Below are 16,340 nucleotides of genomic sequence, written 5' to 3' on the forward strand. Positions count from 1 at the left end.
GGATTCCCCCATTTTGAATAATTGTTATCCCTCAAATTCCATTAGATGCGAGCACAGAACATGGCTGGTCATAAGTAATCTCCTGTCCATCAACCGTAGTAACTCTGCCACCTGCCTCTTTTACCAAAAGAGCCCCAGCTGCAAAGTCCCATGGAGATAGCCTGAGTTCAAAATATAGCTCTGCCCTTCCTGCAGCTATGCTGCACAGATCAAGGGCCGCTGAACCACTACGTCTGATATCAAGAGCTTTCTTAAAATATTCAAAAGCCTTCTTGAAAGATTCCTCATTGAGTTCCTCATAATATGGCGACGTCCCGAAAAGAACAATTCCGTTTTCCAAAGGCTGCCTGGAAACCCTGATTTCTTTTCCATTGCAGAATGCCCCCTGCCCCTTCTGAGCCGTGAACATCTCATCAGAATATGGATTGTAAACCACGCCTATGCTGGCCTCTCCGTCCTCTATAAGTGCTACGGAAATGCAGCTTTGCTTATAGTCTTTGATGAAATTAGTGGTTCCGTCTATTGGATCAACGATAAAAAATCTGCCCTTATCAGAAAATAAAGCCTGCTCGCCCTCTTCCCCGATAAATCCTGCATCCGGCAAAAGAGAAAGCAACTCTTCCCTTAAGATCTTCTCTATCTTCTTGTCATATTCTGTGACAAAATTGGCAGGTCCTACCTTTTCATCTATTCCAAGGCTCCTCCTGTCCGCGCCAAGCATGATAGCTCCGCAGTTTTTTACTATTTGTGTTATGGATTCTAAGGTTGACATTTTTTTCCTTCTTACTTGTATAACTGAAAATATGTGCTATTATAAGCGTATAAAAAGTGCTACCGATAGACGGTTAGCTCTGGTTAATAGTTACGAATCAAAAGAGATCGCATCCTACATTGCCAAATGAAATAGCGGTCTTTTTTGATGCTTGGACATAATAAAATACTTATTTCTTTGAATTCTTGCAAATTACTAATTATAATAACGATAATACTGATAATCGTCACCACAATACTCACAAGAGTCACCACAATCTCAATCATCAAGATAGCTCTAGCTTCAGATTTCCCATATAGTATCCCTCCTATAACACATGAGAGTTCTCAGGAATTCCTGGCTAGGAGCCAACCGCCCACCGAAAATGGTAGCACCATTGGTTATTATAGCAAACATTTGTTTGATTTGCTATGATTCTTATTTTGCGCTATCATTTTAAGTGCTATCATTTTAATAATCAGGATTATCTATATTGTATTAATCTACATTTATTATTAGCGGCATATACGCTGCTTGCGTCTCAGCACATTACATATACTACTGTAAGGTTTGAATATATAATCTCTTATCCCATAATGCTTAATAGTTTTCACTAGCGCCGCAATTAAAACCAAAGTAATAGTAACATTCAAGAAAAGGCTAATTATTCCGTTACTGCATATTCTAGAAAGTAATAGTCTAAGCAATGTTATCAAATACTGGTGCAAAAGATATATTTCCAGACTAATAAGACCAAGTTTTCTAAACACTCCCACATTTCCGATACTATACCACTTGCAAAAATATATAATTCCCAACGATAATCCAACTGCCATAATAACATGAATAAATCTCTGATTATCAGGCCGTTCTGTTTGAGCCATTGCAAAATATAACGTTATAACTGAGGCAATAAAATATAAATATATAAGAGACTTTCTTAATAGAAAATGCTCTGGTTCTTCTTTCATCACTATACCAATATAAAAATACAGCTCATATTTCATTATTCGTGCCAATAACGAAGCTATCATCGTATCGCGAGGAACAAAATCTGAGAACATGCAAAGCAGCACAAATGCAACTATAAAAACAGTGCTTTTATAAACATTTGTCAGCTTAACCAAATAAATATTTATAAAATAAAGGACAATCAAAACATGTAGATACCAGAGATGCCCTATGGGTTTTATGAAAATATACAGAATGCTATCGAAAGATATCGGTTCCAAAACATCATTTGAAAATATAATTTTTGAAAAGAAAGCCAGAAAGCTCATTAGAAAATATAATATGCCCAAATCCAATACATGATTTTTCAATTTTACTTCACGAACTCTTTTTTCACTAAAAAAAACATAGCAATACACATACCCAGAGATCATCATTAGTAATGGCATATGAAACGCATACGTTATCTTGTAAACAAGTTCATACAAAGAATAATACTCTGGATAACTATCAAATTTCATGTATCGCTCTGCTATATGCGCAAAAACAACCAGGAATATCGCGATACCTCTAACGCAATCAATATAATCCAATCTAGCTAGTTTTTTCTCATTTTTTTCCATAGTCTTTGTATATTCCATTTTTATCTTTAGATTACAATTGTCGATAACTTCTGCTTCTCCAAAACCTAACTACTCCAACTACCAAAGCGGCTGAAATGATTAAATATAGCAAAACAGCTTCCCAATAATATCCATTCATATATAGGAACATTTGCATTACCATTCCAAATAAAACCGTCAGCAGTTCCACCCAATTAATCCTTATCTTTATGAAAGCCCTAGTATCAAATATTCTAAATACTCCCTGCGCAAAAAAACAAATAATACTCGATATACATGCTCCGAGAATTCCCAATTGCGGCACCAAAATCACACACATAAAAACATTAACTATAGCCCCTATCAAAACACTAATAATAATCCTTTTTGTTCTTTTAAATACTGAATACAAGACCTTAAAATAGCAAAAAAAGCAATCAACAATAGCACCTAATATAATTACAGGCAAGAAAACTACAGCAGAATAGAAATCACCGTGAAGTGTTATCCTTGCTATAACTTTGTACAGCATCATAACAGCACCGCCAAAAATAAAAACTACAGCCAGATATATTGTTAATATATCGTCAAAATACTCATTACTGCCTTTTTGATCATATTGTTTTGCTCCATTTAATTGAAATGCCATAAAAAAAGCTTGTTGTATCATATTGATAATCGTCGCAATCTTCATCGCAGCCAAGTATATTCCGGCATTTCCAACTCCCGAAAAAATAGAAATCGCGTATCTACCGGACATGTTTGTAATCCAATATCCTGTATTATAAATGATCAAAGGAGTGCTATATTTGAGCATCTTTCTATATATCTCTTTATCAATTGGCCGGATTGTTATAACCATCTTCTCTTCGATGCCAAATAACAAGAAGATTGATGTAACCATATATGCCAATGCTATAGATGCCAAGTATCCCCTCGCTTCAAAACCTAATAGTACCAAAAAAACACTACTAAATAAGAATAGTGAAAATGCATTAATCACCCCGCTTAATGCATAATAAACGCTTTTCCCTTTTCCTCTAATGTAATAGGCCAAGATCATTTTTAGCGAATATAAATAAACTATCACAAACAAGTAAACTATAGCCCAATCTTTGCTTATCAGCCAAAAAGCAATTACTGCGACTCCACATATTATCGCACTCCTCATCAATAGACTAATTGCCGAATTAAGGAAAGCAGAATTATTCTCATTAACAGAGAATCTAAAAACAGAATCATAAATACATAAAGTAGCAAACGGTAATAATAATTCGGAAAAATTATTAATTAATTCTCCACTTCCATATGCATCTGTAGACATATAAGCAGTGAACAATGGTAATAAAAAAAATTGAACTGCCTTAGCTAACACATTCCCAATTAAAAAAACTAAGACATCAAATGTAATTCCCTTGCTCTTACTAAAATTCTTATCCATTTTTCTTTCTCTTAAGATATCTTTCAACCCGCTCCCAGCTTTCTTTTGGTTTACCCAAGATGCCACCTATAGCGTAGTAGTAATAGAGAATATTCTTTATTTTTTTGCTAACTAAACTATACTGTTCGTTACAATCATACAATTTTGTGCAGAAAAACTCCTTGCATTCGCCAACAATCCACTCACTTCCATCTGAGCATTTTTTATTTCTAATCTCGTTGTAATATGGTGTCTTTTTCTCTGGAATAATTCCCCAGGCCATATGGGCATGAGCATTTACACAATAAGGCAATTTGCAATGTCCTCCGATAGGAATACTCTTAAGTTTTTCTTCTGGATTTTCATATATATTTTGAATAACAGGCTGCCAATAACACCCTTGAACGTCACCAGAATACAAGTTAACAAAATAGCTCCAATCGCCAGCATAACAAAAACTTCGATTCTTTTTCCCTAAGATATCCATCTTAAAATCAAACATTTTTGATTCAAAGCCCCCCCATATACATCTATATTCTGCTTCAGGGTGCTTTGATAATAAAGGTTTAGAATTTATACTATCATTTCTACCTACCGTTAGATGGCAGTACGCTCCTACCTGTTCTATACAGATCTTTTTAATACTGTCTATTTCATTTTCCAGATCATCATTCGGCATAAGTTCTATAGTAAATGACGATCCAGAACTTTTTATTTTTTTAACATTATTCCAAAACACTTCCAAAAGGTTCTTGTTTACTAGTTCTGTATAATGAAATGAAATCTTAAAAAACAGATGAGCAAGATTATCGCAATTCTTATCTAGTATTCTATCAATAGCATTTGTAAGCACTCCATTAGTTACTATCTCCACAAAGTGGCCTTCATCCAAAAAAGCCTTTACTAGCAGTTCCACATCGGGATGTAGCAATGTTTCACCATTCGCAGTAAGGTTTATAAGGCATGTTCCCTCCAATCTTTCTCTTGAAAAACACTTTCTAATATAGTCATAAGAATATTCAAGCTTTTTCGGTTTTTCCCATCTATCACTTTGCGTAATATAACAATATGAACAACGTAAGTTACAAGTATTATTTGGTAAATAACATAAAATTAGCTTCTTAATTACTTGACTCATACTATTTGCCTCATATCGTCAAATCTTGAACGCAATAAATCTAAGTCAAAAGAATCCGGTATTTTAAGCGTATTTATCATATTCTCAATATCCATTTCTGATACCTTGTTCTTTTCAACAAAACAAATCCACTTAAAGTTTCCCAACCATTCGTCGTATATCCCCCTTACCTTATGAGTTTTATTATCAATGGCTATGCACGGAATACCGAGAATTGCAGAAAGAATCATTGCATGTAACCTATCAGTAATAACACAATTACATTTTAAAAAATCCCTAACAACCTTGCTAATCGCTTGTTTTCTATCTGCCAAGTGAACTCTATGTGGGTAAATGGTGTTTACTTTACGTATTTCATAATTATGTTGTTTTAACTGATCACTTATATTACAGTCCACATCTTTCTCTCTGTCATTTCTCAGACAAACCCCTACAACATTGCTGTTTTTCTTTCTTTCCAACATATCATCAAAATTTTCAAAAAAAGCAATGTCTGGGAACAAATATACATTTACGCCGACATAATTATTCTTAGCATAGTCATATGTTGTTCGTTCTCTTGCGCAGAAATACAAGTCACTCTTATTTGACAAAACTTCTTTTTCACGTTTTTTCAATGTGCTCTCTAAGCTGTCATCATAATAAACAGTTTGTGGAAACACAACTATTCGCTTGTTTTCAAACACTTTGATCATATTCAAAAAGTTGTTTTCATCTTCTGGCCATAAATTCCCAAGCCATCCACCTCCACTTATATACACTGTCCCTATATAATCAATTTTGTTTTGAATTCTCCCCTTAAAATACACAAAAGCTTCCATCGGAATTTCTATTACTTCTTTTTGACATCTAAGTAAAAATTGTTTTTCAGCTTCCGCAATAATATGATCCCCAATATTCTGATGCAAAGGTGTTCCAACTAAAACATCAACAACACCGCTTTGTCCAATATTATTTATTCTATTTTTTAAAGTCCAAAAATCTTTCCCCATTTTAAGAAAAGCCTGGCATCTTTTTGGCAGTATCTTTTTTAGATTACTTTTAATTATCTTTATCATTCCATCCCCTTAGTATGCTTATCACTTGCCTGGCAAGATAATCCATTCCATCGTCATTAGGATGTCTATCATCAGCAAGTAGCTTTCGTCTCTCATCGATAGAACTACTACCCGCATTTATGTAAAATAATGCTTTATCACCCATTTCTCTTCCGTATCCAATTGTTCTTTTTATTATTTCTTCTCGTCTCCGTGCTTCAGATTCAGAAACTGATATTCCATACGACAGCCTTGAAATAATAATAATAGGTGTCTCTGGATTCTCTTTTCTGATTGTTTTATAAAACTCCAAATGCCTTTCAGTTAACTCTTTTTCATCAGAATTATGATCATATTCGATTACATAGTAGTCTGCATGTTTTAAAGCCAAGAATTCAGCTAATTCACGTTCGCCCCTAGCGCCCTCAGAAAACCCAAAATTCAAAACATTCAAATCCATGGCTATGGCTATTTTTGAAACATAACTACTACTCGTCGCACTAGCTGCACAGCCTTGAGTTATACTCGATCCATAAAACAATATGTTCTTTCTATGGATAGATACCTTTTTTATTTCTTTTGGTGCCACTAATGATATCCTGTCTATTTTCGCGTACGAAGGTAAAAAAATAGCTATTTCATTGGGATCAGCGCTATCTATTGGTACCCTCTTTTGTATAAATAGTCCATGCGGATTCTTAGGTGCTATTTCCGCGAGTTTCTCATACTTTCCCTTATCTACTCTAAATATGCTCAACGCACTTGTAGCCTTAGGTGACATATTTTTAATAAAACATCTTTTACTATATATAACTGCAATATCAAAATAATTACCCTCAAATATAAATCGCAATATTTTGCCTGCAGGATACTGCTTATTCTTAGAAATCTTCTTATTAGCATTCGGAGTATAATCTCCTAATTCTCGTTCATACGAATTTTCTAGTGCAAGATATTTTTTTCCATTATCATAAATATCGAAATACAGTAGCCTAATCTTTATTTTTTCTAAATTCTGTATCACTCTATTTAGAATAACCCTTATATTCATATGTATTATCCCTATTACCACAACTGGTAGAACGTATAATTCAATACATCCGAATAATTACCCTTTAATTGCAGATACATAAAAACAAATAATGGTGCAAACAGTACTATGGCGATATATTTACCCAATTTGCCAAAATTATCGATTGCATTAGAAAGCAGTACCAGAATATAAATAAATAGCGTATATGTAAGCCTTGTAAAAAGAATAACTGTTGGGTGAAAACCATTTATAACCACCACAATTACCAATAAAGCCATCAATTCGTACATAAATGCTATACTATCCTTGTTTAGAACTCTTTTTCCACATATTCTCCTATCTCCGATTGTAAATACAAATCGTCCTTCACTTACAGCCATCCAATACAAAGATAAAACTATAGCTGTAACACAATAAAGGGCCAGTAAAACAGAAGTACGTCCATTTGATGACCACTCGTATAAGAAGGATGTTTTAACCATCCATTTGTATCTCGGAAAAACAAAGAGAAAAAGTCTCAAAAAGAATCCTATAGACAAGCTTGCAGCAGTCGCGCATGCGGAATAACTAATGAACAATGCCATATTCCACTCTATCATATGAATAATGTAATATGCTCCGAATATAATAGTTGAACTGTGCATCAATACAGCAAATAAATAGAACACAAGCGAAAGCAATAGCTTTTTTTCGCGTAGCAAAATAAAAGCGACAATGCTTAATGAAATGGCAAAAAACTGTCTTCCTGCGTTCATAGAAAAGAAGTATAAATAAAAGCCCAAATATAGATAAATGCTATAGAAGTAATTTTTTGAATATTTCTTTATCAGGAGAAATACAGCACTAATCGTTGGAATTGATGTTGTAATCATATATCCATTTCTGCCAGGAAAAAATATAGAAACAAAAGAAAAATATCTATGCATCAGAGATGATTTTGGTATTGTTACGCTTCCACCAAAAATATTTTTTGAAATTCGCAGGTAGTCGCTAGAATATCTAAATGTATCTGTACCAATCCTAATTCCTCTAAGGGCCGCCAAAGAGCATAAATGTATGAAGGAAATCCATAAATATATTTCCTTTTTATTAAACTTATTCAGAATCAGTGAATATGCAAAAAATATAGCTGCATTAACTCCCCAAAACTGCATCATTCAAATCTCCATTCATTTTTGAATATGGTAATACCCATATTTCAGGCGTTCAAACAATCCAACTGTAAACCTAAAGAATAGTGGTCCTAGGAAAGAAGAAAATGCCAATAGTCTTTCATACGTTTTTGCTTCTTTATCAAGCATAACTTCCTTTCTATAAGTAGTAATTTGCTCCCAAATTTGGCTTCTAATCATATGATAAGGCACCTTTGAAAAAGCCACCCTGTTAATTCGGAAACATGCGTTTGCTGCCGCATTTTGATAAAGAGGATCATTTCCCAAGTGCTCTTGCAATATTTGAGCCACACGGACACTACTCATATTCCTTCCACCAAATTTACTACTTATAATTGATTGTTTCCTTTTTCTGTATCCGTATAATTTTTTATTCAAAACAACAATTTGGTTAGCATTCATAAACAACCTGAAAGTAACTGCCAAATCTTCGTAAATAATACCTTCCGGAAAAAATATATCCTTGAAAACTTGTCTTCTATACACTTTATATGGAATCTCAGTTATCCTTATTTTTTCATATAAATTATCCTTTATCGCTCTTTCCTTAGTGTAAATTGTTCCATTGACATCATTTATTCCAAATTCCGACCAGCATTTTCGTGCCTTATTTGATCCATCTTCAATAAACTTTACACTCTCACAACAAGAGATATCACAATCATACAATTGGATAGAACTAACCATGGCTTCAACAAAAAAAGGTGCAACTATATCATCACTATCTACGAATACCAGATACTCTCCGTTAGCCTTTCGTATACCAGCATTTCTTGCACTGGACAGTCCTCCATTTTCTTTGTTAATAACACACACCCTTGAATCGCGTTCTTCATACAATGAACAAATCAAAGAAGAGTTATCAGTCGAACCATCATTAACTAATATAACTTCCAAATTTTTATATGTCTGCTCAAGTATAGAATCTAAGCACTCTTCTAAATACTCTTCAGTGTTATAAACAGGAACAATCACGCTAACCAACTCGTTCATAAATAATGTCCTATCGTTTTTTTACAATATTCACAATCAACCAACTAGCTGGAATCCATATTTTTTTCTTTATGGCGCTTTGAACATTACAAATAGACCAACAATTTAACTTGCAATTCCTACATTTGCTATTAATTGTTTCTGCTATCTCACTTGAAATAATTTCTTCCCATGTCTGCATTTTTAGATTTCCCATTACCCATGGCATAGGAGTCATATTACACGGAAGTACATTTCCATCGCACTCAATGGTGAACGAACTCACTCCGGCATCACATTTTACAGGCATAGGTTTTCCATCTATATAGTTAATACTCATATCATTAAAATATGCCCTTGCCCAATCTTTCTTTCTTGTGGATTTCAGTTGTAGATCAACAAGAGATTTCAAAGCATTCTTTAATGAGTCTTCACTTTTTATAGCATTATCGGATTTATTAAAATAATAAGAGTTATGAATAACGCTAACGCCGAAATCCACTTCCTTTTTTAAGGCAAACCTATACATATCAATCAGCTGATTAGCATTTTTTTCCTGAAGTGTAAAGCTAATTCCCAAATCCGTCACTCCTAGCTTTTTTACTTCTTCAAGACTATTCACTGCTCTGTCATAAATATCAATACCTCTAATTTCATTATGAATTTCTCTATTTCCATCGATAGATATTCTTATTGCCAGCTTAGGATACTTGCGACAAATACGCACCAATTCATCCGTGAAATAGCCATTGGTATTAATCATTAATCGCTTTGTTTTTGGATATAATATATCCACTATCTCTTCCAGGTCAGTTCGCAAAAATGGCTCACCACCAGTAATCTGAACAAACTTGGAATTAGGAATTTTGTTTATATCATCCAAGTCTATTTCTTCCCGGGCACATAATGCGTTTTCATATGAATTACACATTTTGCATCTGGCATTACATCTATGTGTAACTACCAACGTAATGTCATAATTTTCAAATTTTTTACCCATAAACTTTCTCGTACTTTTCACACATTTTTACTAAAGTATAATTATCAACAATTCTCTGTTTAGCATTAACACCAAAAGATTTCTTTTCATCTGTTAATGCCTTAAACGCTTCATCTAATGATCTAAATAGCCTTCCGGACTTACCATCAATAATCAGCTCATTATTACCTTCGATATCCGTAACTACGCATTCTTTCTCCATATACATAGCCTCCATGAGAGCAATTGGTAACCCCTCCCATAGGCTTGTGGATATATAACAATCGAAATTTACAGCTTTTTTAATTACTTCTCTCCTATCTAATACCCCCGTCACTTCTATATTTTTGCTTTTAAGCAATGCCCTATCTTCTCCGTCACCTATCCATACAAACTTGTAGTCAATCATTTTTTCTGCAATAGCGTTAAATACCTTAGGATTTTTTTGCGGTCCAATCCTTCCAGCCGTATAAATGGTGTACTGATGCTCATATTCGTCTTCTTCATCAAGAATATCATCCATATAATCTGTGTCTAAGCCATTCTCTACAAGCAAGGCTTTTGAAGTAATTCTCTTTGCTTCTTCATATTCATACTTGCCACAAGCAATTATCCCATCGCACAATCTCGCAAGTACTATTTCCATTGTTCTTAAAACAAAACGCTTCAACCCCAGTTGATCTTTTCGTAAAAAGCAAAACCCGTGAGGAGTATAATATTTAACTGCCTCACACCCCAATAATCCGATTCGTGCATCTATACCAGCTTTAGTTGAATGAATATGGATTATATCCGGACTTTCTTCTTTTACAATCTTCTTTATCGCTCTAATAGCGCTTAGATCTCCTCTAAGAGACAATTTCAATTTCAAATCTGGTATAGGAATAAGTTTAACTCTAGAATCAAAATGATCAGAAAGATTATCAGGCATATCCGGCCTTATTCCATATGCGACAACAAAATTATACTTATCACATAAGCCATTACATATACCTGATACCACAGGAAGGACCCCACCTGACAGCACTTCTGTCACATGCAATATAGTTTTCATCTCAACACCCAACTTTTCATTAGCTGTACTTATACACAATAATTATAAACTATATATAGTTTTTTGTCATAGAAAAAAGCGTAGATTTTGTACAATCTACGCTTCCCATATCTCCATCATTAAAGTATGTTGCTGCCTTCTTTAACTATTGACTTTGCTTTTCTCGATTTTATCTGCAATCTGTCTTCTCTTCATGTCATATTCCTGTTCTGTTTCCTTCCAGGCTTTTACAAACTCCCTATCCTGCATTTCTTCCGTTAACAAAATATCGATTTCTCCCATTCTTTTAGCTCTATGTCAAATTCTTACTGATTTATTTTCTTCTGCAACTGTAGACATAAGCTCATCTATTTCCATGTCATCATAGCCCCATTCTCTAAGCCTATTCCTAGTAACTTCTGCAGAAATGCCATTTTCCCTATCAAACTTTATATCTTTTAGAGCAATATTGTTTCTCTCATCCATCTTATAATGACGTATTTCATCAAACCATCTCATATATTTTGTGGTTACCTCCTTCTTATTTTTGACTTTGGTAACAACATTATCAACCGCATCTATATCAGAATCAGATGTAGCTGGCTTCTTCCCTGACACAATATATTCTAGCATTTCTTGAAGCTTTTTACTATGCGATTTTGATTTGATGAGGCCTGCATCAATAATCTCATTAAAATTTGGTCGCCCCTTACAATAAAAATATAGGTGCATAACTCCATCATCGTAAGGAATATGCAAATGAGAAGTCAAGACTGTTGTAGCTACATAGCACATATCATTAGCGTCAAAGGGATCATAAGACGATATGGTTATAGATACATAATTAGGTAGCTTTCCATATGGGGTGCTTGTTTCAAGACTTTTAGAATCATCAAGTGATTCATAGTATCTATGACGTCGTGGCAGCTCCTTTTTATCCTCTGCTCTATTCTCCATTTCAACATCAATAATAGACGCATCAAGATATTCATCCAATTCATTCTGTGTTATACGAGCATCTAGACGTATTCCATGGCAATCTGTTTCGAGTCCATTTAACTGTTTTTGGCATTCTATTCTAATATTCTTAAACTCTTTGCCATAAATAGATTTTAGTATCTTGCCTATTACTATTTGCGCATCATCTTTGTCTTCAATTGAACTATCAAACATAAAATTCTCAATCAGGTTCATTTCCTGAATAGCCTTTTTAGCCTGATTATAAGTTATACCGTGTGTTGTATTTCCTATGTTGTTTCTATTCAAATACATTTCTCCTTTAAGTTGCATTTTTCATTTACCGATTATTTGTGCACATACTCGGGATTGCCTGACGAATGTCAGATTGATAAAGCATTTTGCTTTATAAAGTGCTCAGAAACAAGCACAGATATTAGTTTAGCATCAAATTCTTAAGATTTCCCATCGAAATTTATTAATGTTTTATGTATATCGAATATAAGTATTTACCACATCAAAAAAGCGTAGACTTCCAATCAAGAAAATCTACGCTCTGCATTATTTCTTTTACCCGAGAATTAGTAAGCTCCGTCCTTGCCGAAGACTGCTGGGAAGGTTCTAAAGATAAGTTCGATGTCCTTAAGAAGGCTCATGTCCTCGATGTACTGAAGGTCGAGTTGAACCCAGCGATCCCATTTGATCTTGGCTCTGCCGCATACCTGCCAATAGCAGGTAAGGCCTGGTTTTGCGATGAGGCGCTGCTTCTCATAGGCGTTGCACTCTTCCATCTGATTATAGAGAATAGGCCTTGGACCTACTATGCTCATATCGCCTTTAATAATATTTAGAAGCTGAGGGAGTTCGTCGATTGAATATCTTCTGATGAACTTGCCTACGTGTGTTACGCGAGGGTCGTTCTTAATCTTGAAAGCATGGCCAGTCTGCTCATTCTGGGCCTGCATGCGTTCGAACATGGCTTCTGCATTTTTGTACATGCTGCGGAATTTATAGATTTTGAAGGGTTTCATGTTCTGGCCTGCACGAATCTGTGTAAAGAACACAGGGCCGCCGTCTTCCAGTTCAATTGCAAGGGCTGTCAAAAGAAATATCGGAGAAAACAGTATCAATGCGATACTTGCAGCCACAATATCGAAGGCTCTTTTTGTCCATTTGTAGATATTGGGCTTGTGGTCAAAGATTTCCTGATAATTTAGCTCAATTATCTTTCGTCCAACGACCGCATTGCTTAAAGATTCTGCCCTTAATGTTGCTGTTTTTGCCATATCATAACCCCCTCATAGGTTGTGAATGAGTCTCTAACAAATATATCGGCATATTGTATGAAAATTTAACAGTCAAAACTAAATTTGTTTGATTTTTTCTGACTTTCAGCAATTTTCAGGAAGTCAGTTGCATAAAAAACTGCGCAATGTTCCATTTACATTTTATCAATAATGCGATTATTCCACTAGTTAAATAATTATTAAATGAATATTTACGCATTATAAAAGCGTAGACTCTTTTGGAATCTACGCTTTTGCTAGTTTTATTATTCTGAAAATTATTTAACCTTCCTATTTCCCGCAAGCACTTCTCTATAGTCCTCAAGATTTTTCTTGAGGAGGTTAGGAATATCCAGCTCGTACGGACACTTTGAGAGGCATGCGCCGCAGTGGATGCAGTCATCAATTTTGTTCATCTCTGCCTGCCAGTAATCATTTAACCAGGAGTCGCTTGGAGCGCGGCGGAGCATGAGGATCATGCGGTTACACTGATTGATCTGGATGCCAACACTGCAAGGCATGCAGTAGCCGCAGCCGCGGCAGAAATCGCCCATAAGGTCAGCACGCTCTGATTCGATAAATGCGCGGATTTCGTCATCCATAACCGGTGTGTTATCCATGTAGGAAAGCCACTCATCAAGTTCAGACTCTCTCTGGATTCCCCAGATTGGCACAAGTCCATCAAACTGAGAAGCAAAGGCCATAGCTGCCTTGGAGTTTGTGATAAGTCCGCCTGCAAGTCCTTTCATGCAGATAAAGCCTACGTTGTTCTTGTTACAAAGGTGGATAAGGTCTATTTCTTTTTCCGTAGCAAGGTAGCTCATAGGATACTGAACAGTTTCGTAGAGGCCAGACTCAGCAAGTTCAATGGCAACGCCGAGCTTATGCGCAGTTCCACCGATATGTCTTATCTTGCCCTGCTCCTTTGCCTGCTGCATACATTCGTACATGCCTGAGCCGTCGCCTGGTTTCCAGCACTGTCCCATAAGATGGAACTGATAGATATCAATATAATCTGTTTTCAGCTTTGCAAGTGAAGTTTCAAGATGCTGCCAGAATTCTTCTGGTGTCTTTGCACCAGTTTTGGTAGCGATTATTATGTCTTCTCTTTTTACATAGCCATCTCCGAAGGCTGCACCCAGCTTTTCTTCGCTGTCGCTATACGCTCTTGCAGTGTCAAAAAATCTCATGCCCCCATCGTAAGCTTTTCTAAGTATCTTAACTGATTCCTCAAGGGAATCTCTCTGGATTGGAAGGGCTCCAAAACCGTTCTGGGGAACGCATATGCCGGTACGTCCAAGTGTGACATTTTTCATGATGAAATCTCCTATGTTTATGAAAGCTCCTAAAATGGTTATTGGTGACAAATCGGTATCTCTTTTTTCATTGTAATGCATAGCGAGCAAATGTGGTAGTCCTGCATCATTATGATCATTTCTGTGATGCAGGGCGTACGACAATTCCAATTTTGCATCACTTGACGCTGGGATTGTCATGCAAAAACTTGATTATTATTATTCTGCATCACTTGTCGCCGGACTTATCATGCAGAGTATAAAATTATTCTTATTCTGCATCACTTGTCGCTGAGATTGTCATGCAAAAACTTGATTATTATTATTTTGCATCACTTGACGCCGGACTTGTCATGCAAAAAACTTGATTATTTTTATTTTGCATCACTTGACGCTGAGATTGTCATGCATAATATCAAATTATTCTTATTCTGCATCACTTGACGCTGAGATTGTCATGCAAAAACTTGATTATTATTATTCTGCATCACCTGCCGCCGGACTTATCATGCAAATCACTTGATTATTCTTATTTTGCATCACTTGACACCGGACTTATCATGCAAATCACTTGATTATTCTTATTTTGCATCACTTGACACCGGACTTATCATGCAGAACACTTGATTATTCTTAATTTGCATCACCGGAAACAAGGCAAATGCCAGCCTGGAAACATCTCTTTTTACATGGCCCTATTCTGAAAGGTCTGCTGAGTTCTAAGCTGGTTAACATATGTCTGATTCTGTGGTGTATAGCCAAGAAGTACCTCAGGGTTTCTTGCGCTTATAGCAGCAAAAATCTGATTCAGTACTTCCTCCTTGCCTCTTGCAGCTCCTGGCATATCAGCAATAGATACTGTTGAAAAATCTTTTTTCATAACCTTCATGTTTGTCAGGGTTGGCACCATATTTGTTCTCTGATCATATCTGTATGCCCACAAGATATTGTTGTAAGGAACTATCTCCAGTCTGTTCCCAAGGCTCACTATGCAAGTAGAAGTCAGGAATACTCTACATTTCTTGATATATACAGTCTGTGGGCTATAAAGCTCATTGGTAATATACTGAGCCTGATACTCGCTAAGTCCATTTAAAGCTCTGTTGTAATGATAAAGTTCTAATCCTGCAGCTATTAGTAGTATCAAAGCAAAGATACCCACAAAGACTCCGCCGAGATATAGATTGCTGCTGACCTCTGTGCCTCCATTAGGATTAATGACAACACCTGCAAAATAGGTATCAAAGTCTTCTCTGGTAATGATCTTATCAGGATCTGTTTCATCTTCATTATAGGTTTCTATAGCAAATATAATAACATCCTCATCATCTATCTTCTCCATAGTACCTATAAGAAGATAATAGCCGTCGCTATCGATGCCAGCGACTATTTCTTCATAGTCACTTTCAAAGGCTTTCATGATATAAATTTCATCACCGTCAGAAATGTAATAATAGCTGGGGCCATCATCATAATATGCAAATTCATAAGGCTCTGTGCTGACTTCTACATATACATAAATGTCATCTTCAAGTCGCTGTTCGTTGTAAGCCTGTCCAAAGGGAATCGCCTCATACATCTTAGTTTGATTCCAGTAATAGCCTCCCACAAACATTGCAAGAGCAACAGCCGTCAATATTGCACCGATGATCACTCCGGCAAGTTTCCCATTATAAGCCTTTTTAAAGGCTGGATGATCAATTTTATTCATTTT

15 protein-coding genes are annotated in these 16,340 nt (G+C 35.6%); all 15 read right to left on the reverse strand.

Features of this window, described 5'->3' with window-relative positions; all coding sequences use genetic code 11:
- Positions 1 to 31: 31 nt before the first annotated feature.
- Positions 32 to 772 carry an inositol monophosphatase family protein gene (locus tag BLO53_RS10995; RefSeq protein WP_092061414.1) on the reverse strand — a complete coding sequence of 247 codons (741 nt, stop codon included), beginning with the start codon at positions 770 to 772 and terminating at the stop codon, positions 32 to 34.
- Positions 773 to 1,266: 494 nt separating this feature from the next.
- Positions 1,267 to 2,325: an acyltransferase family protein gene (locus BLO53_RS11000; RefSeq protein WP_176757251.1), complete on the reverse strand. Its 1,059-nt coding sequence runs from the start codon at positions 2,323 to 2,325 to the stop codon at positions 1,267 to 1,269.
- Between the two features lie 31 nt (positions 2,326 to 2,356).
- Positions 2,357 to 3,745, reverse strand: a complete 1,389-nt coding sequence (locus BLO53_RS11005) for a lipopolysaccharide biosynthesis protein (protein WP_092061418.1) — start codon at positions 3,743 to 3,745, stop codon at positions 2,357 to 2,359.
- Positions 3,738 to 4,862, reverse strand: coding sequence for a radical SAM protein (locus BLO53_RS11010; protein ID WP_092061420.1), 1,125 nt, complete (start codon positions 4,860 to 4,862; stop codon positions 3,738 to 3,740). Before BLO53_RS11010 ends, BLO53_RS11005 begins: the two co-directional genes overlap by 8 nt.
- Positions 4,859 to 5,920 (reverse strand): polysaccharide pyruvyl transferase family protein, encoded by a 1,062-nt coding sequence (locus BLO53_RS11015; protein ID WP_092061422.1) that lies wholly within the window; start codon positions 5,918 to 5,920, stop codon positions 4,859 to 4,861. The genes BLO53_RS11010 and BLO53_RS11015 overlap by 4 nt, the downstream gene beginning before the upstream one ends.
- A complete protein-coding gene (locus BLO53_RS11020) occupies positions 5,904 to 6,950 on the reverse strand; it encodes an SGNH/GDSL hydrolase family protein (RefSeq protein WP_092061424.1) in 1,047 nt (348 codons plus the stop codon). The genes BLO53_RS11015 and BLO53_RS11020 overlap by 17 nt, the downstream gene beginning before the upstream one ends.
- Before the next feature lie 14 nt (positions 6,951 to 6,964).
- Positions 6,965 to 8,089: an EpsG family protein gene (locus BLO53_RS11025; RefSeq protein WP_092061426.1), complete on the reverse strand. Its 1,125-nt coding sequence runs from the start codon at positions 8,087 to 8,089 to the stop codon at positions 6,965 to 6,967.
- A gap of 12 nt (positions 8,090 to 8,101) precedes the next feature.
- Positions 8,102 to 9,097: a glycosyltransferase family 2 protein gene (locus BLO53_RS11030; protein WP_092061428.1), complete on the reverse strand. Its 996-nt coding sequence runs from the start codon at positions 9,095 to 9,097 to the stop codon at positions 8,102 to 8,104.
- 10 nt (positions 9,098 to 9,107) lie between these two features.
- Entirely contained in the window at positions 9,108 to 10,076 is a 969-nt protein-coding gene (locus BLO53_RS11035) for a radical SAM protein (protein ID WP_092061430.1), read from the reverse strand.
- Positions 10,069 to 11,109, reverse strand: coding sequence for a glycosyltransferase (locus BLO53_RS11040; protein ID WP_092061432.1), 1,041 nt, complete (start codon positions 11,107 to 11,109; stop codon positions 10,069 to 10,071). The genes BLO53_RS11035 and BLO53_RS11040 overlap by 8 nt, the downstream gene beginning before the upstream one ends.
- A 141-nt stretch (positions 11,110 to 11,250) precedes the next feature.
- Entirely contained in the window at positions 11,251 to 11,391 is a 141-nt protein-coding gene (locus BLO53_RS19220) for a hypothetical protein (RefSeq protein ID WP_176757252.1), read from the reverse strand.
- A gap of 15 nt (positions 11,392 to 11,406) precedes the next feature.
- The gene (locus tag BLO53_RS11045) at positions 11,407 to 12,354 is read right to left on the reverse strand and encodes a hypothetical protein (protein ID WP_092061434.1); all 948 of its coding nucleotides are present in this window, start codon (positions 12,352 to 12,354) and stop codon (positions 11,407 to 11,409) included.
- Positions 12,355 to 12,626: 272 nt separating this feature from the next.
- On the reverse strand, positions 12,627 to 13,331 hold the full coding sequence (locus BLO53_RS11050; protein WP_092061436.1) for a sugar transferase: 705 nt from the start codon (positions 13,329 to 13,331) through the stop codon (positions 12,627 to 12,629).
- 278 nt (positions 13,332 to 13,609) lie between these two features.
- Positions 13,610 to 14,647 carry an aldo/keto reductase gene (locus BLO53_RS11055; protein WP_092061438.1) on the reverse strand — a complete coding sequence of 346 codons (1,038 nt, stop codon included), beginning with the start codon at positions 14,645 to 14,647 and terminating at the stop codon, positions 13,610 to 13,612.
- 664 nt (positions 14,648 to 15,311) lie between these two features.
- The gene (locus tag BLO53_RS11060; RefSeq protein ID WP_092061440.1) at positions 15,312 to 16,337 is read right to left on the reverse strand and encodes a hypothetical protein; all 1,026 of its coding nucleotides are present in this window, start codon (positions 16,335 to 16,337) and stop codon (positions 15,312 to 15,314) included.
- Between the last annotated feature and the right edge of the window lie 3 nt (positions 16,338 to 16,340).

Origin of the sequence: Butyrivibrio sp. INlla14 (assembly GCF_900102515.1) — a bacterium.
GTDB lineage: Bacteria > Bacillota > Clostridia > Lachnospirales > Lachnospiraceae > Butyrivibrio.